The organism is Microbulbifer agarilyticus S89, assembly GCF_000220505.1.
In the GTDB taxonomy this organism is placed as follows: domain Bacteria; phylum Pseudomonadota; class Gammaproteobacteria; order Pseudomonadales; family Cellvibrionaceae; genus Microbulbifer; species Microbulbifer agarilyticus_B.
This window is the reverse complement of sequence record NZ_AFPJ01000032.1, coordinates 132,770-153,673: the sequence shown is the minus strand read 5'-3', so window position 1 is coordinate 153,673 and position 20,904 is coordinate 132,770. Positions and strand designations below refer to the sequence as shown.

Sequence of the window (20,904 nt, the reverse complement as noted above, 5' to 3'; positions counted from 1 at the left end):
ATGGCAAAAATTAACTTACTCCCGTGGCGCCAGGAGTTCCGGGCGCAGAAGCAGAAAGAGTTTCAGCAGGTTGCCGTTGTGGTGGTGGCCGCTGCTGCAGTGTCGGTGTTCATGTGGATGAAGACCGTCGACGCACAGATCGCCAATCAGAATGAGCGCAACCAGCTGCTGAATACCGAGATTGCCGCACTGAACAAGCAGGTGCGTGAAATCAAGGAGCTGAAGCAGCGTCGCCAGGAGCTGATTGACCGCATGCGCGTGATTCAGGAGCTGCAGGGCAACCGTCCGCTGGCTGTGCGTTACTTCGATGAGATGGTACGTGCCGCCCCGGAAGGTTTGTGGTTAACCGAGCTGAAGCGCACTGGCAGGACTCTGCAGATTTCCGGTATGGCCGAGTCCAACAACCGGGTGTCCTCGTTTATGCGTAGTCTGGACCAGTCTGAGTGGTTCCAGTCGCCCAACCTCACCGGGGTCACGGCGAAGCCCGAGTACGGCGAGCAGGCCAGCGCGTTTGAAATGACGGTCAGTGTTAGCGGCCGCAAAAAAGAAGAAGGTGCCGAGGACGGCGCCAACAGTGGAGCGTAATCGTGGCGCTTGAAGATACTTTAAAACAGCTCAATGAGCTGGATATCAATGATATCGACTTTTCCCGTGTCGGTGTCTGGCCCCTCGCTGGGCGTGTGGCTTTGCTGGTCATTATTTCCGCCGTGCTAATCGGCGGCGGCTACTTCTTCATGATCAAGGATCGCTACGGCCAGCTGGAGTTTGCCGCGAACAAGGAGCGCGAGCTGTTTACCCAGTTTGAGCGCAAGTCTTTCGAGGCGGCAAACCTCGATGCGTATCGCGAGCAGTTGGCCGAGATGGAAGAAACCTTTGGCGCGCTTTTGAAGCAGTTGCCGAAGGACACCGAAGTGCCTGGCCTGCTGGAAGATATCGATGAGTTCGGTCGCGGTAGCGGTCTGACGATCCAGAAGATTGCACTGGAAGGTGAGCAGGTGGGTGAGTTCTATGTAGAGCTGCCGATCCGTATCGAGGTGCAGGGTGGCTACCACGAGTTTGGCGCATTTATTTCCGGTATCGCCGGCATGCCGCGTATTGTCACCCTACATGACTTCGAAATCGGTACCAGTAAAGACAGCTCCGCACTCCTGAATATGGTGGTGCGTGCCAAGACCTATCGCTATAAGGATCAGGGAGAAGAGGGATGAAAAAATACTTCGCTCTGACCGCGGCAGTCCTGGCGCTCGCCGGTTGTAGCCTGGACGGCAGCCACGGTGATCTGCGCCAGAAGATGGCAGCAGTCAAGCACAAGCCCAAAGGACAGATTGAGCCGATCCCCACATTTACGCCTTACAGCCCGTATGTCTACAGCGCGGCTGCTATGCGTAGTCCCTTTATTCGCCCGATGTTGGAAGCGGATCAGCGTCTGGTGGGGCGCAAACTGGATGTGGCGCCGGACGTCAACCGGCAGAAAGAACTGCTGGAGCGCTATCCCTTCGATGCGCTGTCCATGGTGGGTACCCTGTCCAGAGGGGGCCAGTTGTGGGCGTTGGTCAATGATGGTGATGGCGGCATTCACCGCATCACGATCGGTAATTACATGGGTAAAAACCACGGGCGGGTGGTCAACGCCTCGTCGTCACAACTCGATGTACTCGAAATTGTGCCGGATGGCACCGGTGGCTGGATTGAGCGGCCGCGGGCACTGACTTTGGAAGATAAGGACAACTAAAAATGATCATCAAGCAACTCGCCCGAGTATTGGCCTGGGGCGCCAATAAGCTGTCGCGCGCAAAAGCGTTGCTGCTGGGCCTGCTGATTCTGCCTTTGGCGATGCCAAGTTTGGCCAGCCAGCTGAACGACATCCAGTTCTCCGAGCTGCCGGGCAGCCGACTCCAGCTGCGTCTCACCTTTAGCGATGTGCCGCCGGAGCCAACTGGCTACACCATTGAGCAGCCTGCGCGCATTGTGATGGATTTCGCGGGTGTCGAAAGCGTACTGCCACAAAAGAAATACAGCATGGATATCGGCGCTGCACGCAGCGCGGTAATCGTGTCTGGTGAAGACCGTACGCGCTTGATTCTCAACCTGGACAAGCTGCCGGTGTACACCAGCGAGCGCGTTGGCAACCAGGTGGTACTGGAAGTAGGTGCCGACAGTGCCAGTACTGCAGCGGTCACCGCTGCACCAGTGCGCAGCACGACCAATATCGGTGGTAGCGCGCAATTCCAGGCGGCCAGCAATGTGGGCATTAACAATGTTGATTTCCGTCGCGGCGAAGGCGGCGAGGGCAAGGTCATTGTCAGCCTGAGTGACCCCGCAGTGAATATCGATGTAGAGCGCACCCGCGGCAAAATCGTGCTGACCTTCCTCGGTGCGGAACTGCCGCCATCCCTGCGCCAGCGCCTGGATGTGACCGATTTTGCGACGCCGGTAAACTCTATCAGTGTTGACTACGATGGCCGCAACAGCGTGATAACTGTTGATCCTCACGATGGTGATTACGACTACCTCGCCTATCAGGCCGACAATGAATATGTGCTTAGCGTCAAGCCGCTGACTGTGGCGCAGGTGCGTGAGAAGCAGCAGGAGTTTGCGTTTGTCGGTGAAAAACTGTCGCTGAACTTCCAGGATATTGAAGTGCGCTCGGTACTGCAGCTGATTGCGGACTTCACCGACCTCAACCTGGTGGCGAGTGACACCGTTCAGGGCCGTATCACCCTGCGCCTCGATGGTGTGCCCTGGGACCAGGCGCTCGAGCTGATCCTCAAGGCCAAGGGCCTGGACAAGCGCCAGGAAGGCAATGTGATTATGGTGGCCCCGGCTGCTGAAATTGCCGAGCGCGAACGCCGTGAGCTGGAGACTCGCAAGCAGCTGGAAGAGCTGGCGCCACTGCGTACCGAATACATCCAGATTCGCTATGCCGATGCCCGAGAAATCTTCACCCTGTTTGTGGGTGATCGTATGGGGCAGTCTGGAGGGGGTGGATTTGGCCAGGGCAATTTTGCCGGTGGTAGTGAAGACCAAGAGGGGCGCAGCATCCTGTCTACCCGCGGTAGTGCGATTGTTGATGAGCGTACCAACACCATTATCCTGACCGATACCGAAGAGAAGATCTCCCAGTTCCGTGACCTGATCAATGCGATCGATATCCCGATTCGTCAGGTAATGATCGAGGCGCGTATTGTCACTGCGAACACCGGCTTCCTGCGTGATATCGGTGTGCGCTGGAGCTATATGGAAGACCACAATGTTGGTGATGATGGCCTAGGCATTGGCTCTGGTTCTCAAATCGGACTGATTGCTGACGGTGATGGAAGTGGTCCTGACGTGACTTCCCCGCAGACCCTGCATGATCCTATGCTGATCGATTTGGGGGTCTCCAACCCGGCTGGCAGCGTAGCGTATGCGATCCTGAAAGAGGATTTCCTGCTCGGTCTGGAGTTGTCTGCACTTGAGGATGTGGGGCAGGCCGAAATTGTCTCTCAGCCGAAAGTGGTGACCGGTGACAAGCAAGAGGCCAGCATTCGCTCCGGTGTGGAGATCCCCTACCTGGAAGCGACTTCCTCTGGTGCGGCGTCGGTAACCTTCAAGGAGGCGGTGCTGCTGCTGAATGTTATCCCGCAGATTACTCCGGATAACAACATCATCATGAACCTCAACATCGACCAGAACAGTGTCGGTGAGTTGTTTACCAACGTGATTACCGGTGCACAGATTCCAGCGATCAACGTGAACTCGCTGCAGACCAAAGTGCTGGTCGCCAATGGTGAGACCATTGTGCTGGGCGGTATTTTTGAGGCGCAAACCATTGAGGGTGAGACCAAGGTGCCGTTCCTTGGTGATATTCCCTTCCTTGGCCACCTGTTCAAGCGTACCAGCCGTGAAGAAGATAAGCGTGAACTGCTGATCTTCATCACGCCGCGTATCATGCAGGACGAGTTCCTGTCCTTTAGCAAGTGATCTCCGAGCCTATCTTTCTTGTCGGTCCCATGGGGGCCGGCAAGTCCACCATAGGCAAATTGCTGGCAGCCCAACTCGGGCTGCCTTTTGCCGATTCTGACAAGGTGCTGGAAGACCGCACCGGTGCCGATATCCCCTGGATCTTTGACGTGGAGGGTGAAGCGGGTTTCCGCCGCCGGGAAAGTGAGGTGTTGCGGGACCTGTGTAATGGTGAAGTTCAGGTAATCGCGACTGGTGGTGGCATTGTCCTGAAACCGGAGAATCGCGAGCTACTCAAGCACGGCGGTTTTATTGTTTACCTGAGAGCGAGCCTCGACCAGCTGGTGGAGCGCACCTCGAAAAACAGCAATCGTCCTTTATTGCAGGTAGAGGACCCGCGGGCAAAGCTTGCCGAGATTCTCGAGCAGCGCGGTGCTTTTTATGCCGAGGTTGCGGATCTGGTTTGCGATACCGATTACTGCACCCCGAAACAGGCTGCGCAGCTTGTCGCCGATCGCCTCGCCGAGCAATCCTCCGCGTAAGTACATTCCGCAGACCTTCTCTGTCCTATCTCTTTTATATCCAACTTGTGCGCGTTAGGGAGTAACCATGCACCGTCTCAATGTCGACCTGGGTGAGCGCAGCTATCCGATTCTGATTGGCTCAGGCCTGTTAACCGATGCTGAACCGTTTGTGCAGTATATCTGTGGCAAGCAGGTCCTCGTTGTAACCAATGAGACGATTGCGCCACTGTACCTGAAGACGTTGCTCAACGGGTTGCAGGATTTTGCGCAGGTCGATGTGGTCGAACTGCCCGACGGTGAGGCATTCAAGACCCTGGATACCGTTAACCGCGTGTTCGATTGTCTGCTGGAAAACCGCCATGATCGCGGCACCACCATTGTTGCGCTGGGTGGTGGCGTTATCGGTGATATGAGCGGATTTGCTGCCGCCTGTTACCAGCGGGGTGTGGATTTTGTGCAGGTGCCAACCACGCTGCTGTCGCAGGTGGATTCCTCCGTTGGCGGCAAGACCGGCGTGAATCACCCGCTTGGGAAAAATATGGTCGGCGCCTTTTATCAGCCGCAGCTGGTGCTTATCGATATTGATACCCTCAACACGCTTCCCGACCGCGAGCTATCGGCCGGGATCGCGGAGGTGATCAAGTACGGCATGATCTGCGATCCAGCCTTTTTCGAGTGGCTGGAAGAGAACATGGAATTGTTGCTGGCACGGGATCCGCAGGCGCTGGCCTATGCCGTGGAGCGCAGCTGCGCCGACAAGGCCGCCGTGGTTGCCGAGGATGAGCGGGAGTCTGGTCGGCGCGCGATCCTGAACTTCGGGCATACCTTTGGCCATGCGATAGAGGCCGTACAGGGGTACGGCAAGTGGCTGCATGGTGAGGCCGTGGCTGCAGGCATGGTGATGGCCGCCGAGTTGTCTTACCTGCGCGGCTGGATTAGTGCCGATGACGTCGCGCGGTTACGCGCACTACTGAGCAAGGCCAAGCTGCCACAGCAGTCTCCACAAAATATGACGGTTGACGACTACCTGAATGCCATGGCGGTGGATAAGAAGGTGCAAGACGGTAAATTGCGCCTGGTGCTGTTGCGCGCCATCGGGGACGCACAAATAATCAGCGATACACCGAAAGACCAGCTGGTTGCGACGCTGCGCGCCTGCGGTGCGCAGTGATGAATCTGTAGTTTTTTTACCAAACTGAGGATTCTTTGTCTGAACTTGCGCTAAAAAGAAGATAAATCGGTCGAACTGCCCGCTAACAGCGGAAAAAACTGCCAAATCTTGCAATCGCAGGGGCGCACGAGTAATATTGCGCGCCCCCCCGGTGAAAGCCGGGAAAAAGAGCCGATAACAATAAACGCAGGCTCGCAGCGAGCGAGCAACACCAAGCCCTTTATGTGGGCTTTTTTTGTCACTGGGGTTTCGAAAATTCAGTGAATTCTGCGGCACCTTTGGCTCGAGAGTAGATAAATATACCTCCGGGAGCAGTCTACGGCTGTGACCTGCTTGTCACTGCATAGAGGCAGCGGCATGCACCACCCGCGGGGTAGCGATAACACTTTGAGGAATTCTATGGGTAGCGGTCTGTATCGATTGGATGAGTTCAAAGATAACTGTGGCTTTGGACTGATTGCCCACCTGAAGGGCCAAACCAGCCACAAGTTATTGCAGACGGCGATTGAATCGCTGACCTGTATGACTCACCGCGGAGGCATTGCCGCCGATGGCAAAACCGGTGACGGCTGTGGTCTGCTGCTGCAGAAACCAGACAGCTTTTTGCGCGCTGTGGCCAAGGCTGAGCTGGGCCAGGACCTGAGTGACCTGTACGCGGTCGGATCCATCATGTTGCCTCTGGACGAGGCCGCGGCCGCCAGTGCGCGCGAGATTCTTGAGCGCGCGCTGCAGGAACAAGGCCTGCAAGTGGCGGGTTGGCGTGTGGTGCCGACCGATGAAGAGTGCCTGGGCCCCATTGCCCGCGAATCCCTGCCGCGTTTCGAGCACCTGTTGATCAACAATGCAGAAGAAGCGTTGGCACAGCAGCAGTTCAACGCGCGCCTGTTTGTCGCCCGCCGCAAGGCTGAGCAGCAACTGACCCAGGATACCTATATAGGTAGCCTGTCCACCGCGGTGCTGTCCTACAAAGGACTGATGATGCCCGCGGACCTGCCCAAGTTCTTCCCGGACTTGGCCGATCCGCGCCTGGAAACCGCGATTTGCGTTTTCCACCAGCGCTTTTCCACCAACACCATGCCGCGCTGGCCGCTGGCGCAGCCGTTCCGCATGCTCGCGCACAATGGTGAAATCAACACCATTACCGGCAACCGCAATTGGTCGGTCGCGCGCACCAACAAGTTCATCACCGAGCTGGTGCCGGAGCTTTCCGAACTGACGCCACTGGTAAACCGCGTTGGTTCCGACTCCTCCAGCCTCGACAATATGCTCGAGCTGCTGACCGTGGGCGGCATCGACATGCATCGCGCGATTCGCATGCTGGTACCACCGGCGTGGCAGAACGTCGACACCATGGACTCCGATCTGCGTGCCTTCTACGAATACAACTCCATGCATATGGAGCCGTGGGACGGCCCTGCCGGCCTGGTGCTGACGGATGGCCGCTACGCGGTCTGTACCCTGGACCGCAACGGCCTGCGCCCGTCGCGCTGGGTGATCACCAAGGACGACTTCATCACGGTTGCGTCGGAAGTGGGTACTTACCAGTACGACCCCGCAGACGTGGTTGCCAAAGGGCGCCTTGGCCCGGGCCAAATTTTGTCCGTGGATACCTTGAAGGGTGAGCTGCGCCACACCGGTGAGGTGGATGGTGAGCTCAAGAAAGCGCACCCGTACAAGAAGTGGCTGAAAGAAAAAGCCCGTCGCATCCGTTCCACGCTGGTGACCGCACCGGTGGATAACAATTTCTCCCTGGACCAGTTCAAGGTTTACCAGAAGCTCTTCAGCTCATCACTGGAAGAGCGCGATCAGGTAATCCGCCCGCTGGCGGAGTCCGGCCAGGAAGCGGTCGGCTCAATGGGTGACGATACCCCGATGGCGGTGCTGTCCGAGGGTAACCGTTGCCTGTACGACTATTTCCGCCAGCAGTTTGCGCAGGTCACCAACCCGCCGATCGACCCGCTGCGTGAAACCATCGTCATGTCCCTGGAAACCTGCCTGGGTCGTGAAAAATCCGTGTTCGAGGAAACCGTAGAACATGCGGACCGCGTGATCCTATCCTCGCCAGTACTCTCACATATGAAGTACACCGCGCTGCTGGATCTAGGGCGTGAAGAGTTCACGGCGAAAGTGTTCGACCTGAATTACGACCCCGCACAGCTGGACCTGAAGAGTGCCATTGAAAAGCTGTGCCGCGAGGTGGCCGATTCCGTGCGCGAAGACGGTACCGTAATTGTGGTGCTGTCTGATCGCGATATCACCGAGGGCAAGCTGCCGATCGACGCGCTGATGGCTACCGGTGCCGTGCACCATCACCTGGTGCACGCGGGCCTGCGTTGTGATTCCAACATTGTTGTCGACACCGCCACCGCGCGCGACTCGCATCAGCTGGCGTGTCTGATTGGCGTAGGTGCTACCGCAGTGCACCCGTACTTCTCCTATAGCGTCATCAATCACCTGATTGAAACCGGCGAGCTGCTGCTGGATGCGGCTACCGCGCAGAAGCATTACCGCACCGGTATCTGCAAGGGGCTGCTGAAGATCCTGTCGAAGATGGGGATCTCCACCATTGCATCGTACCGCGGCGCGCTGCTGTACGAGCTGGTGGGCCTGTCGCAGGAAGTGATTGACCTGTGCTTCCCGGAAGCGCCGGCACGCGTGCTGGGTGCTGGCTTTGCCGAGCTGGAAGACGACATGCGCGCCCGTGCCCAACTGGCGTGGAAGCCACGCAAGAAGGTTTCTCCCGGCGGCCTGCACAAGTTTGTCTACGGCGAGGAATACCATGCGTTTAACCCGGACGTGGTACAGGCGTTGCAGCAAGCAGTGCGCACCGGCGATTACGGGGCCTGGCGTGATTACGCCACGCTGATCAATCAGCGCCCGGTTGCGACCCTGCGTGACCTGCTGGGTTTGAAAAAAGATGTACAGCCGGTTCCGCTGGAAGAGGTAGAGCCTGCGCAAAATATTCTGCGTCGTTTCGATTCCGCCGCCATGTCCCTCGGCGCGCTGTCTCCAGAAGCCCACGAAGCACTGGCGCAGGCGATGAACCGCCTGGGTGGCCGCTCCAACAGCGGTGAAGGTGGTGAGGATCCGGCGCGCTTTGGCACCGATAAAGTTTCCAAGATCAAGCAGATTGCCTCCGGTCGTTTTGGGGTTACCCCACACTACCTGGTGAACGCCGAAGTGCTGCAGATCAAAGTGGCTCAGGGCGCCAAGCCCGGTGAAGGTGGCCAGTTGCCCGGTGGCAAGGTAAACCAGTTGATCGCGCGTTTGCGCTACTCGGTGCCCGGTGTGACTTTGATTTCGCCGCCCCCGCACCACGATATCTATTCCATTGAGGATCTCGCGCAGCTCATCTATGACCTCAAACAGGTCAACCCGGATGCGCTGGTGTCGGTAAAACTGGTATCGCGCCCCGGTGTCGGCACCATTGCCGCCGGTGTGGCCAAGGCCTATGCAGACTTGATTACCATTTCCGGTTACGACGGCGGTACCGCGGCGAGCCCGATTACCTCCATTCGTTACGCCGGTTCCCCGTGGGAGCTGGGCCTGGCGGAAACCCACCAGACCCTGCGCGCCAACGACTTGCGCGGCAACGTGCGCGTACAAACCGACGGTGGCCTTAAGTCTGGCCTCGACGTGATCAAGGCGGCGATCCTGGGTGCCGAGAGCTTTGGCTTCGGTACCGCGCCGATGGTCGCGCTGGGTTGTAAGTACCTGCGTATCTGTCACCTGAACAACTGTGCCACCGGTGTCGCCACCCAGAACAAAGAGCTGCGTGACGAGCACTACATTGGCACCGTGGAAATGGCGATGAACTTCTTCAAGTTCGTGGCCGAGGAAACCCGCGAGTGGATGGCGAGCCTGGGTGTGCGCAGCATGGATGAGCTGGTTGGTCGCGTCGACCTGCTGGAAACACTGGATGGGGAGACCAGCAAGCAGAAGACCCTGGACTTGTCGCCACTGTTGCACACCGACGAGCTGCTCGACAGCAAGCCGCAGACCTGTCAGCTGGCCAAGAACGAACCGTGGGACAAAGGCCTGTTGGCGGAGCGCATGGTGGAAGAGACCTTGCCAGCGATTGAGAACCTTGCCGGGGGCGAGTTCAGCTTTGCGCTCACCAACTGCGACCGCTCCATTGGCGCGCGCCTGTCCGGTGAGATCGCCAAACGTCACGGCAACCAGGGTATGGCGGATGCGCCCATCAAGCTGCGCCTTACCGGTGTTGCCGGTCAGTCCTTCGGTGTGTGGAACGCCGGCGGCCTGGAGATGTATCTCGAAGGTGATGCCAACGACTATGTGGGTAAAGGTATGGCCGGCGGCAAGCTGGTCATTCGCCCGCCGCAGGGAAGCGAATTCGCCTCACAGGAAACCAGCATTGTTGGTAATACCTGCCTGTACGGGGCCACCGGCGGCAAGCTGTTTGCATCCGGTTGTGCCGGTGAGCGCTTCGGTGTGCGCAACTCCGGCGCCTTCGCCGTGGTCGAAGGTGCGGGCGACCACTGCTGTGAATACATGACCGGCGGTATGGTTGCGGTGCTGGGCAAAACCGGTGTGAACTTCGGTGCCGGTATGACCGGTGGCTTTGCCTATGTGCTGGATATGGATCGCGACTTCTTCGACAAGTGCAACCACGAGCTGATCGAACTGCGCCGTATCAGCAGTGAGGCGCTGGAGGAATACCAGAGCCATCTGCGCGAAGTGATCGAAGAGTTCGTGGCCGAGACCGGCAGTGCCTGGGGTGTGGAGTTGCTGGACAACTTCGACGATTACCTCAACAAATTCTGGTTGGTGAAGCCGAAGGCGGCCAGCCTCGCTGGACTGCTGTCCGATGTGCGCAAGCGCGGCGAATAAGGGGGAGATTTACGTATGTCAGAGCGTCTAAACAACGATTTTCAGTTTATCGACGTGGGCCGAGTGGACCCCGCCAAGAAAGACATCATTACCCGCACCAACCAGTTTGTGGAAATCTACCAGCCGTACACAGAGAAGCAGGTAGCCAGCCAGGCGCACCGCTGCCTGGACTGTGGTAACCCTTACTGTGAGTGGAAGTGCCCGGTGCACAACTACATTCCCAACTGGCTGCGCCTGATCAGTGAAGGCAACATCATGGAAGCGGCGGAGCTGAGTCACCAGACCAACTCCCTGCCGGAAGTGTGTGGCCGCGTGTGCCCGCAGGATCGCCTGTGCGAAGGGGCCTGTACCCTGAACGATGGCTTTGGCGCGGTCACTATCGGCAATGCGGAAAAGTACATTACCGATACCGCCTTTGCCCTGGGCTGGCGCCCGAACATGAGTGCGGTGAAGAAAACCGACAAGCGCGTGGCGATCGTCGGTGCCGGCCCTGCGGGCCTGGCCTGTGCAGACGTGCTGGTGCGCAATGGTGTGCAGCCGGTGGTGTTTGACAAGCACCCGGAAATTGGTGGCCTGCTGACCTTTGGTATCCCCGAGTTCAAGCTGGAAAAGTCCGTGATGCAGCAGCGTCGTGCGATTTTCACTGAGATGGGCGTAGAGTTCTGCCTGGAAACCGAAATCGGCAAAGACATTACCTTTGATCAGCTGATGTCGGATTACGACGCCGTATTCTTAGGTATGGGTACCTACAACTACATGAAGGGCGGCTTCCCCGGTGAAGACCTGCCTGGCGTGCACGACGCCCTGCCGTTCCTGATTTCCAATGTGAACCGCAACATGGGCTGGGAGAAAAACGCGGAGGACTTTATTTCCGTAGAAGGCCAGCGCGTTGTGGTGCTCGGTGGTGGTGATACCGCCATGGACTGTAACCGCACCTCAATTCGCCAGGGCGCCCAGCGTGTTACCTGTGCCTACCGTCGCGATGAAGAGAATATGCCGGGTTCCCGCCGTGAAGTGGCCAACGCGAAGGAAGAGGGGGTTAACTTCCTGTTCAATCGCCAGCCCGTGGGTATTGTCGGTGATGGCAAGGTTGAGGGTGTCAAAGTTGTGACTACCCAGCTGGGCGAGCCCGATGAAAACGGGCGTCGCCGTCCGGAAGTGGTGCCCGGTTCCGAGGAAATAATTCCGGCGGATATCGTGCTGGTTGCCTTTGGTTTCCGTCCGAGCCCGGCCGAGTGGTTTGGCGACCACAATATCGAAGTGGCCGACTGGGGTGGCGTAGTTGCCGCGGAGAAGCAGCAATACAAATTCCAGACGTCCAATGAGAAAGTGTTTGCTGGTGGCGATATGGTGCGCGGTTCGGATCTGGTGGTAACCGCCATCTGGGAAGGGCGCCAGGCTGCCGAAGGTATCCTGGACTTCCTCGAGGTCTGACCCTGTAGCCGCAATCCTTTCCGGTGGAACCGTCAGCAAGATATCTGGCGGTTCCACTATTCGACGAAATATCTGTACAAACTCGTTGCTCCGTCATTGGGCTCCCTGTCCTAAATCACACCCCGAGAGTACAATGGCCGCCCATTTATCCAGCCGTTGCCCTCATGTCTGATACCCAGTTCGCTCCCCTGCAAAACGATCGTTTCCTGCGTGCCCTGCTGCGCCAGCCGGTAGACCGTACCCCGATGTGGATGATGCGCCAGGCCGGTCGCTATCTACCGGAATACCGCGCCACTCGTGCCAAAGCCGGCACCTTTATGGATCTGTGTCGCAATACGGAACTGGCCTGTGAAGTGACCTTGCAGCCGCTGGAGCGCTACCCGCTGGATGCGGCAATTCTGTTTTCCGATATCTTGACCATCCCCGACGCCATGGGTCTTGGCCTGTATTTCGAAGAGGGAGAAGGGCCAAAGTTCAAGAAGCCTGTGCGTACCAGTGCGGATATCGCCGCGCTCGAAGTGGTGAACACGGCGAAAGACCTGGATTACGTCACCAATGCGGTGACCACCATCCGCCGTGAGCTGAACGGTCGCGTGCCGCTGATTGGCTTCTCGGGTAGCCCCTGGACCCTGGCGACCTACATGATTGAGGGTGGCTCCAGCCGGGATTTTGCCCGTGCCAAGGAGATGCTCTACAACCGTCCGCAGGATATGCACCAGTTGCTGACGGTACTGGCGGATTCGGTGGTCGATTACCTGAACGCACAGATTCGCGCGGGCGCCCAGGCGGTACAGATTTTTGACACCTGGGGCGGTGCGCTCAGCCACAGCGCCTACCGGGAGTTCTCTCTCGCCTATATGGCGCGCATTGTGCAGGGGCTGATCAAGGAGAACGATGGCCGTCAGGTACCGGTAATTCTGTTCACCAAAGGTGGCGGCCAGTGGCTGGAGACGATGGCCGAAACCGGCGCCCATGCGCTTGGTCTGGACTGGACCACCGATATCGCCCAGGCCAGGGCGCGTGTGGGTAACAAGGTGGCGCTGCAGGGCAATATGGACCCTTCGATCCTGCTTGCCAACCCGGAACGCATTCGCGAAGAGGTCGCGTCCATCCTGGCCAGTTATGGTCGCGGCAGTGGGCATATCTTCAACCTTGGGCACGGCGTAACGCCCAAGGTCGACCCGGCGCATGCGGGGGCAATGTTTGATGCGGTGGTGGAACTCTCCCCGCAGTATCACGGTTGAGGGGTATCGCCGCGCGTCGCCATAAAATGGGCCGCGAGTGCGCATTCTGAGTCTTAATGAGAAAAAAGGCGCCAAATCGGCGGCTTTTTGATTAACTGGATCCCTAAGGACTGGTATTAGTGGTCAATTTTGTGATATCTATCACAACTTGACGGCGTGCCTGAGGGGATGCCTGTGTGACAATCCGCTTCTTCGGCCGCGCCTCTGGGATTTGGTCTGATTCGGCGCGGCTTGTCACAAAGATAAAAAGCAAAGAAAAATTACACCGAAACGGTTAGCGCGGCACTTATCTAGTGGAAATTCAGCAGGCGAAAGTATTCGTTGAGGACTTGCAGCGAGGCATGTTTGTGTCTCGTCTCGATCGCCCGTGGACACGCACTCCGTTTGCCCTGCAAGGGTTTTATATCCGCGACCTGGAAGAAATCCGCCAGCTGCAGAAGTTCTGTCGCTTCGTTTATGTGGACGTCGCGAAAACCGTCGGTGATGTGGGCATCAAGCTGCGCAAGCTTACGCGTACGGCTGCAGAGAGTGCCGCGCGCGAGAAGCCCGGTAAAGCGGCGCCTCGCCGCATTCCCGTGGCCATCAACTGCAAGCCAGTTCAGATTACCCACAATAGTTATCCCGCCCCGCAGCCAGCACGCAGAGAATCGCTCAAGGCGCGCAAGCTACACGACCGTATGATTCAGGGTATGCATCAGGTGATGGTGCAGCTGGAATCCAACCAGCCCCTGCCCACAGCGCAGGTAACACAGACAACGTCCCAGATGGTTGACAGTGTGCTGCGCAGCCCCGATGCCTTCTCGTGGCTGGCTCGTGTGCGGGCGAAAGATGAGCACTCTTATAACCACTCCGTGCGGGCGAGTATCTGGGCGGTGGTTTTTGGTCGCCATATCGGCCTGCGCCGCCAGGACCTGGTGCAACTCGGCGTTGCTACCCTGCTGAAAGACGTTGGCAAGTTGTATCTCTCGCAGCAGGTTCTGACCGCAGACAAGCGCAGCCCGCGCGAGGAGCTGGAGTACCGCAAATTTGTGGATTACAGCGTGCGCCTGCTGTCGAGCGATCCAAATGTGGATCCGCAGGTGCTGAATATTGTCCGCTGTCATCGTGAGCAGTTTGACGGCAGTGGCTATCCGAAAGGGTTGCGCGGTGGTCAGATCCCGGTGCTGGCACGGATGTGTGGCATCGTCACTTTTTACGATGAAGCCACCAACCCCCGCGGTGCAGAATTCCCGGTGCCGCCTTCCAGTGCCGTGGCACAGCTCTATGAGCTGCGCAATTCCGCGTTTCAAGAACAGCTGGTGGTGGAGTTTATCCAGTCCATCGGGCTGTACCCAACAGGCACCCAGGTAGAGCTTTCTACCGGAGAGTTGGCGGTAGTGGTGGAGCAAAACCACCAGCGCCGCCTGAAGCCCAAGGTCATGCTGGTTACCGATCGCAATCGCCAGCTGCTGGAAAAGCCGCGTGTTTTCGATATGGCAGCGGATGACGATCGCAAGCAAGCGTTGATTCGAAAGGGCAAGAAGTCTCTCGCCGAAGTCGGCTTGATCACCATCACCCAGGATATGGACCCGAGTCGTTATCCTGCGATCGATGTGACCAAGGTGCGTGATCAGTACCTGAACCAGTCGCGACTGCCAGCCTTCCTCACCCGTATATTGCCCGTGGGTTAATCCCGCCGCTTTGCTGTCATAGTCCTCAAGTGCTCGAAGCAGGGAGCTGCGACTCTCAGTCGCGCTGTATCACTATTTGTTGTGGAGTGAGTGACGCTGCCAGCGTCAGTGCACACGCCAGTGAAACGATCCCTCCAAACATTAGCGAAATACCCGTGACGCTTACCGCCCGGTCGAGCAGTAGCCCCACCAGCAGCGGTGATGCGGCCGTCGACAGCACCATACTTGCCTGGGAAACAGAACGGATAGCGCCGAGGTGCGTGGTGCCGTAGCGCTCCGGCCACAGTGCGCTGCCCGCGGTACCGGTTCCCGCCTGGCCGATGCCAATCAGGGTCAAGTACACGTAAGGCACCCACCATGCGCTGCTGCAGGCGAGCAGTAGCAGCGCAACGAGCATGGGTAACAGGGCGACCGGCAGGCTTCGCTGCGCGCCAAGTTTATCGACCATGCTGCCCGCAAAAAACAATGCGAGCAGGTGGCCTGCCGCGTACCCCACAAAGGCACCGGCCATGGTGGGTAGCGGCCAGCCCCGTTCATCGGCGATGGCACCCTGGTGGAACAGTATCGCGGTCACCACAAATGGAGTCATCAATGCGGCGGGCAGCAGGCAGTAGAAACCGCGGTCGCGCAGCACTTGGGCGCGGGTATAGTGGTTATTGTTGTGATGTGGTGCTTCGGATGATTGCTCGGAGTGTTCACCAGTGTTGCCAGCGAGCCAGTAGAGCGCCGGCAGAATACCAATAATTAGCACCACCACGGATAGCAGCCAGACACTGCGCCATCCCTGGTGTTGGATAATCAGCGAACCGGTGGTGGGGAGCAGTGCTTCGGCGATGGGAAAGCCCAGCGCGGCCAGCGCAATCACTCTTCCCCGATTTTCGGCGAAATAGCGCCCGGCGGTCGTCATTCCCATATGGGTCATGAATCCCTGGCCGGCGAAGCGCAGCAGGAAGAATCCCGGTAGCAGCATCCAGGCACTGTGGGCAAAGGCCAATGTCAGGCATCCAGCGGTCAACAGCAGGGTGCCAAGCATGGCCACGCGGCGTAGTGGCCAGCGATCGATCAAGGTGCCGGCACCGAGCAGTACCAATGCGGACAGGAGAGTGGCGGCGCTGTAGCCGGCGCCGTACCAGCTGTTGCTGAGGTTAAATTCAGCGCGCAGGGCGCCGCCAAAAATCGCGATGAAAAACGTCTGCCCGAAGCCCGACGCAGCCACCGCCACCAGTGCAAAAATGGCGAGCCTGGGGTTGCTGCGAATAAATTCGGGTACCGCGGGCATTGTCGTTATCGCTACTGGATAAGGTCACCAAAGTGCTCGCCCATCTTCACCGGTGTACTTGCCTCGAGGCTTTCGAGCCAATCTACCTTGTCGGCCCCAAACAGCAGAATCACCGTGGAGCCGAGTTTGAATCGGCCCATTTCTTCGCCTTTTTTCAGCTCGATGGGCTTCTGTTCATCGTAGCGGGTGGTGCGTACCTGGCGCTTCAGCGGTGCGACTTGCCCCGCCCACACGGTCTCGATGGCGGCGACAATCATAGCGCCTACCAGCACCATGGCCATGGGCCCTGCCGCGGTATCAAAGATGCACACCAGGCGCTCGTTGCGCGCGAACAGCCGCGGAACGTTTTCGGCGGTGGTGGTGTTGACCGAGAACAGTTCGCCGGGCACGTAGATCATGCGCTGCAGTACGCCGTCCAGCGGCATGTGGACACGGTGGTAGTCCTTGGGAGAAAGATACACGGTGGCGAACTTGCCACCGGTAAATTGTGCGGCAACTTCGGGATCACCACCGACCAGTTCCAGCAGACTGTAGTCCTGGCCTTTGGCCTGGAAAATTCTGCCATTGTGGATTTCTCCTAGCTGGCTGATGGCACCATCGGCACAGCCAGCAATGGTCTTTTCACCCTCTACGATCGGGCGTGCGCCTTCTTTGAGGGCGCGGGTGAAGAAGTCATTGAAGCAGGTGTAAGCGGTATAGTCCTCTTCCTGCGCCTCGCTCATATTGACTTCGTACTTTTCCACAAACCACTTGGTGAACGGGTTTTTAATACCGCCGATGCGGGTTTCTGCCAGCCAGCCGGCGGCTCTTGAGAGCAGGTGCTGGGGGGTGATGTATTGCAGGAAAATAAACAATTTCGGGTGCATTTGGGTTTGGTGGTCCCGTTGGTTGTGGTTCTGTGGCGTCCGGGTAGCTGGTTCGGGTTTTCAGGACCGCTGTAAACCCATCCCTGGGCGCTGCGGCGCAAACCTCCTGTTTGCGACGCTCCTGAAAACCCGAACCAGCTACCCGGCCTTAGCGTCAAAATTTGTTCTGGGTAAGTTTTCGAAAACCTTTTGTCTAATTTTCTATCGGTGTATCCGACAGGTTGCCCCATTCGCTCCACGAGCCGGGGTAGGCTTTGATCGGCAATCCCAGGGATTTTCCTACCAGCCAGGTAAATGCTGAACGGTGGTGGCTCTGGCAGTGGGTGGCAATTTCTTTGCTGCCATCGATACCCAGCGCCGCGAGAAATTCTTTTGCGTCTGCGCGAATACGCAGGTCGCGCTGTGGGTCCATTAGTTGCGTCCACTCGCAATTGATCGCGCCGGGAATGTGACCTCCGCGCATGGCCACGATGCGCTCGCCGCGGTATTCCAGGGGGGAGCGGGCGTCCCAGATTTGCAGGTCATTTTGCCCGAGACGCTGCTGGATTTGTTCCGCGTCCATCATCGGGGCGTCGTCGGCGATAGTTACTTCGATATTGCTAGGGGAGACGGTGGCGTCTTCGGTTGTCAGTGGTAGGCCGGCGCCTTTCCATGCGGTCATGCCACCATTCAAGTAACTGTAATTTTTGTGGCCGATGACTTCGAGGGTCCACAGCAGGCGTCCGGCCCAGCCGCCGCCTTCGTCATCGCAGGCAACGATGTGGGTATCCGGCGTGAGGCCAATGGCCTGCATCACCTGGGTGAGGCGCTCGATTGAGGGTAGTTTGCCCGGTGCCGGGGGGGTGCCGGCCATCAGCGCCTGAAACGGCAGGCCGAGTGCGCCGGGGATATGGCCCGCCAGGTAGTTTTGCGGGCTGCTCAGGTCGATCACGCGGATCTCTTCGTGCTCGAGCAACGCAGCCAGTTGTTCCGGTTCCAGAATCAGTGGGATATCACTCACGCAGGGTTCCTTGTTGCATTCCTTGTTGTGGCAGTAGGTTGTCGCCGGTCAGTTGAGCTCAGTCACTTTCCAGACTGTTGCGCAGGTGTAGGAAGCTGTCCATACGGCGCTGGCTGATGTCGCCGCGTGCGAGCGCTTCCTGAATGGCGCAGCCGGGTTCGCTCTGGTGGCGGCAGTCGCGGAAGCGACAGTGGCCGATAAACGGGCGAAATTCCACATAGCCTTCCAGCAGTGCTTGTTCGCTCATGTGCCAGATGCCGAACTCTCTAATGCCGGGGGAGTCTATCAGATCGCCACCGGTTGGCAGGTGAAACAGTTCCGCCGCAGTGGTGGTGTGAGTACCCTTGCCGGTGGCTTGCGACAGTGCGCCGGTGCGGGCATCGGCGCTGGGCAGCAGGCCGTTGATCAGTGAGGATTTACCCACCCCAGACTGGCCGACGAACACGCTGGTGCCCTCGGCCAGTGTTTCCAGTAGCCGGTCGAGCCCTTCGCCGGTTTTGGTGGAGAGTTTCAGTACCGGGTAGCCAAGGTCTGGATAGGGTTGCAGCAGGTCTTCCAGGTGTTCCCGGTTGCTGTCGTCAATCAGGTCTATCTTGTTGAGCAGCAACAGAGGCTGAATGCCGGTGGTCTCGGCTGCCACCAGATAGCGATCGATTGCGTTGGCAAAAGGCTCCGGATAGGGCGCTATGACGATCAGGATACGGTCGATATTGGCCGCCACGGTTTTCATGTCGCCGTAGCGGTCCGGGCGCTGCAATTCCGAGTGGCGCGGCAGGCGTGCACCGACCACGCCGAGGCCGCCGGTGGCCTCACCGGTCGCCGGATTCCAGGCGACCTTGTCGCCGGTCACCAGGGTGTCGATATTGGCGCGCACATGGCAACGCTGTCGCAATTGGCTGTCGGTTGCGCTTTCCACCAGGACCTGCGAGCCATAGTTGGCAATGACCATTCCGGTCTGCTCTGGGCCCAGGTCGCCTTCCTCCGCCGCCTGGTCCAGGTTCTCCTCGCGTTTGCGTGCGCGGGCCTCCCGTTCCTGCTGGATCTTGGCGATGCGCCATTGCTGGCGGCGGTTGAGTTTGCGTTTGCTCATGAGGGTTCGGGTTGTGGAAAGCGGCGGATTATAACTTGCATCGCTAGGTGGTTGCGGTACCTTCCTCGCTATCGTCCAATTTAATGGCAACTGGCCGCGGGACGCGACCGTTAAGGAGACTACTGTGGATCAGAATAATCTGATCTGGATCGATCTGGAAATGACCGGCCTGGATCCGGAGAAAGAGCGCATCATTGAAATCGCCACCGTGGTGACGGATTCGCGCCTGAACGTGCTGGCTGAAGGGCCAGTCATGGCGATCCACCAGAGCGATGCGCTGCTGGCCGCCATGGACGACTGGAACACCGAGCAGCATGGTGGTTCCGGGCTGGTGGCCCGGGTCAAGGATTCCAGTATCAGTGAGCACCAGGCGGAGCGGGAAACCATTGAATTCCTTAGCCATTGGGTGCCAGAGGGGGCCTCACCCATGTGCGGCAACTCGATCGGCCAGGACCGCCGTTTTCTGGTGAAGTATATGCCGCTACTGGAGCAATACTTCCACTACCGGAATCTGGACGTGAGTTCGGTGAAGGAGCTGGCGCGACGCTGGCGCCCGGATGTGCTGAATGGGGTAAAGAAGACCTCGTCGCATCTGGCCATGGACGATATCCACGACTCCATCAACGAGCTGAAGCACTACCGCGAGCACTTTTTTCGCATGAGCTGATGCGGGCGCAGGTTTAGCAGCGTTTTATTTTACGTTTCCTGCGCCGTCCACTGCGCAACCGTGCTAGCGCCCACTGGATGTGCTCGGCCACCAGCGGCGTTGCTGAGTCGAGTTGCTCTTCCAGTGCGGCGATTACTTCTGGGGTGGCGTCGGCATTTCCCAGCGCGACCGCCAGGTTGCGCTGCCAGCGTTCAAATCCAATGCGGCGAATCGCCGATCCCTCGGTCTTTTTCAGGAATTCTGGCTCGGTCCAGCGAAACAGGTCCGTCAGCTCGCCGCTGTCGAGGCCGTGGCGTGGGTGAAAGGCCTGTTCCGCGGTGGGTTTGGCGAACTTGTTCCAGGGGCAGATGATCTGGCAGTCGTCGCAACCAAATACCCGGTTGCCCATGGCTTCGCGAAACTCCTCGGGGATCGGACCTTTGTTTTCAATGGTGAGATAGGAAATGCAGCGGCGTGCGTCCAGGGTGTAGGCATCGATAAACGCATCGGTGGGGCACACCTTGAGACAGGCGGTGCACTCGCCGCATTGATTGGGCTCGTCACTCTCGTCCACCGGTAGCAGCAGGTTGGTATAGATCTCGCCGAGAAAAAACCAGCTGCCGGCCTGGCTGTTGATCACCATGCAGTTTTTGCCGATCCAGCCGAGTCCGGCCTTTTCCGCCAGTGCGCGCTCCATCACTGGCGCGCTGTCGGTAAAGGCGCGGCCCTGGGCGGGAATGCCGCGCTCTTCACAATACCGGTCGATCTGTTGCGCCAGTTGCGCCAGGCGCTTGCGGATTAACTTGTGGTAATCGCGGCCGTTGGCGTAGCGCGAAACATAGGCCTTGCCCGGGTCTTTCAGCACCTGCACCGGCTGGGTATCCGGCGGCAAATAGTCCAGGCGCACACTGATCACCCGCAGAGTGCCCGCTTCGAGTAAGTCCGGTCGCCAGCGTTTGTCGCCGTGGGCCCCCATCCACTCCATATCGCCGTTGTAACCCGCATCCAGCCACTGCTGCAGGCGCTCGCCATGCTGTTCCAGCTGACAATCCGTAATCCCCACCTGCTGGAAGCCCAGCTCCCGCCCCCACACGCGAATCTGTGCGGCGAGTTCTGCCATGGTCTGAGGGTCGGGGGTATTGCGCATTCGTCGATATTGGGGAAATTGGCACTGGCCGCGTGCGGCG

The 20,904-nt window shown here is 58.6% G+C and carries 16 protein-coding genes; 11 read left to right on the top strand and 5 right to left on the bottom strand.

What is annotated here, in order from left to right; translation table 11 throughout:
• The 10 genes from AS89_RS0109935 to AS89_RS0109890 all read left to right on the top strand — a co-directional run bounded on the left by AS89_RS0109935 (window position 1) and on the right by AS89_RS0109890 (window position 14,836).
• Window positions 1-585, top strand: coding sequence for a PilN domain-containing protein (locus tag AS89_RS0109935; RefSeq protein ID WP_010132430.1), 585 nt, complete (start codon window positions 1-3; stop codon window positions 583-585).
• Between the two features lie 2 nt (window positions 586-587).
• Entirely contained in the window at window positions 588-1,208 is a 621-nt protein-coding gene (locus tag AS89_RS0109930) for a type 4a pilus biogenesis protein PilO (protein WP_010132429.1), read from the top strand.
• On the top strand, window positions 1,205-1,732 hold the full coding sequence (locus AS89_RS0109925; protein ID WP_010132427.1) for a pilus assembly protein PilP: 528 nt from the start codon (window positions 1,205-1,207) through the stop codon (window positions 1,730-1,732). The genes AS89_RS0109930 and AS89_RS0109925 overlap by 4 nt, the downstream gene beginning before the upstream one ends.
• A 2-nt stretch (window positions 1,733-1,734) precedes the next feature.
• A complete protein-coding gene (gene pilQ / locus AS89_RS0109920) occupies window positions 1,735-3,963 on the top strand; it encodes a type IV pilus secretin PilQ family protein (RefSeq protein ID WP_010132426.1) in 2,229 nt (742 codons plus the stop codon).
• Window positions 3,960-4,484, top strand: coding sequence for a shikimate kinase (locus AS89_RS0109915; RefSeq protein WP_010132425.1), 525 nt, complete (start codon window positions 3,960-3,962; stop codon window positions 4,482-4,484). The genes pilQ and AS89_RS0109915 overlap by 4 nt, the downstream gene beginning before the upstream one ends.
• Before the next feature lie 67 nt (window positions 4,485-4,551).
• A complete protein-coding gene (gene aroB, locus AS89_RS0109910; protein WP_010132424.1) occupies window positions 4,552-5,637 on the top strand; it encodes a 3-dehydroquinate synthase in 1,086 nt (361 codons plus the stop codon).
• A 399-nt stretch (window positions 5,638-6,036) separates the two neighbouring features.
• Window positions 6,037-10,488, top strand: a complete 4,452-nt coding sequence (gene gltB, locus AS89_RS0109905) for a glutamate synthase large subunit (RefSeq protein WP_010132423.1) — start codon at window positions 6,037-6,039, stop codon at window positions 10,486-10,488.
• A 15-nt stretch (window positions 10,489-10,503) separates the two neighbouring features.
• Window positions 10,504-11,922, top strand: coding sequence for an FAD-dependent oxidoreductase (locus tag AS89_RS0109900; RefSeq protein WP_010132422.1), 1,419 nt, complete (start codon window positions 10,504-10,506; stop codon window positions 11,920-11,922).
• Window positions 11,923-12,086: 164 nt separating this feature from the next.
• Entirely contained in the window at window positions 12,087-13,166 is a 1,080-nt protein-coding gene (hemE, locus tag AS89_RS0109895; RefSeq protein ID WP_010132421.1) for a uroporphyrinogen decarboxylase, read from the top strand.
• A 293-nt stretch (window positions 13,167-13,459) separates the two neighbouring features.
• Complete coding sequence (locus AS89_RS0109890) at window positions 13,460-14,836, top strand: HD-GYP domain-containing protein (protein ID WP_010132420.1); 1,377 nt, start codon at window positions 13,460-13,462, stop codon at window positions 14,834-14,836.
• A 55-nt stretch (window positions 14,837-14,891) separates the two neighbouring features.
• Here AS89_RS0109890 and AS89_RS17295 read toward each other — a convergent pair whose 3' ends face one another.
• The 4 genes from AS89_RS17295 to rsgA all read right to left on the bottom strand — a co-directional run bounded on the left by AS89_RS17295 (window position 14,892) and on the right by rsgA (window position 19,071).
• A complete protein-coding gene (locus AS89_RS17295; protein WP_010132419.1) occupies window positions 14,892-16,115 on the bottom strand; it encodes an MFS transporter in 1,224 nt (407 codons plus the stop codon).
• Between the two features lie 11 nt (window positions 16,116-16,126).
• On the bottom strand, window positions 16,127-16,981 hold the full coding sequence (gene asd, locus AS89_RS0109880) for an archaetidylserine decarboxylase (RefSeq protein WP_010132418.1): 855 nt from the start codon (window positions 16,979-16,981) through the stop codon (window positions 16,127-16,129).
• A 193-nt stretch (window positions 16,982-17,174) separates the two neighbouring features.
• Window positions 17,175-17,981 (bottom strand): sulfurtransferase, encoded by an 807-nt coding sequence (locus tag AS89_RS0109875; RefSeq protein ID WP_010132417.1) that lies wholly within the window; start codon window positions 17,979-17,981, stop codon window positions 17,175-17,177.
• A 58-nt stretch (window positions 17,982-18,039) separates the two neighbouring features.
• Window positions 18,040-19,071, bottom strand: a complete 1,032-nt coding sequence (gene rsgA, locus AS89_RS0109870; protein ID WP_010132416.1) for a small ribosomal subunit biogenesis GTPase RsgA — start codon at window positions 19,069-19,071, stop codon at window positions 18,040-18,042.
• 124 nt (window positions 19,072-19,195) lie between these two features.
• Between rsgA and orn the strand changes: the two genes are divergently transcribed.
• Window positions 19,196-19,738 (top strand): oligoribonuclease, encoded by a 543-nt coding sequence (gene orn, locus AS89_RS0109865; RefSeq protein WP_010132415.1) that lies wholly within the window; start codon window positions 19,196-19,198, stop codon window positions 19,736-19,738.
• Between the two features lie 13 nt (window positions 19,739-19,751).
• Here the strand turns inward: orn and queG are convergent, their stop codons facing one another.
• A complete protein-coding gene (gene queG / locus AS89_RS0109860) occupies window positions 19,752-20,864 on the bottom strand; it encodes a tRNA epoxyqueuosine(34) reductase QueG (protein ID WP_010132414.1) in 1,113 nt (370 codons plus the stop codon).
• Window positions 20,865-20,904 lie beyond the last annotated feature (40 nt).

What these genes read in the sequence shown, in the direction of transcription:
- AS89_RS0109935 (WP_010132430.1), top strand. Translation starts at nt 1, where the DNA reads ATGGCAAAAATTAACTTACTCCCGTGGCGCCAGGAGTTCCGGGCGCAG.
- AS89_RS0109925 (WP_010132427.1), top strand. Translation starts at nt 1,205, where the DNA reads ATGAAAAAATACTTCGCTCTGACCGCGGCAGTCCTGGCGCTCGCCGGT.
- pilQ (WP_010132426.1), top strand. Translation starts at nt 1,735, where the DNA reads ATGATCATCAAGCAACTCGCCCGAGTATTGGCCTGGGGCGCCAATAAG.
- aroB (WP_010132424.1), top strand. Translation starts at nt 4,552, where the DNA reads ATGCACCGTCTCAATGTCGACCTGGGTGAGCGCAGCTATCCGATTCTG.
- gltB (WP_010132423.1), top strand. Translation starts at nt 6,037, where the DNA reads ATGGGTAGCGGTCTGTATCGATTGGATGAGTTCAAAGATAACTGTGGC.
- AS89_RS0109900 (WP_010132422.1), top strand. Translation starts at nt 10,504, where the DNA reads ATGTCAGAGCGTCTAAACAACGATTTTCAGTTTATCGACGTGGGCCGA.
- hemE (WP_010132421.1), top strand. Translation starts at nt 12,087, where the DNA reads ATGTCTGATACCCAGTTCGCTCCCCTGCAAAACGATCGTTTCCTGCGT.
- AS89_RS17295 (WP_010132419.1), bottom strand. Translation starts at nt 16,115, where the DNA reads ATGCCCGCGGTACCCGAATTTATTCGCAGCAACCCCAGGCTCGCCATT.
- asd (WP_010132418.1), bottom strand. Translation starts at nt 16,981, where the DNA reads ATGCACCCGAAATTGTTTATTTTCCTGCAATACATCACCCCCCAGCAC.
- rsgA (WP_010132416.1), bottom strand. Translation starts at nt 19,071, where the DNA reads ATGAGCAAACGCAAACTCAACCGCCGCCAGCAATGGCGCATCGCCAAG.
- queG (WP_010132414.1), bottom strand. Translation starts at nt 20,864, where the DNA reads ATGCGCAATACCCCCGACCCTCAGACCATGGCAGAACTCGCCGCACAG.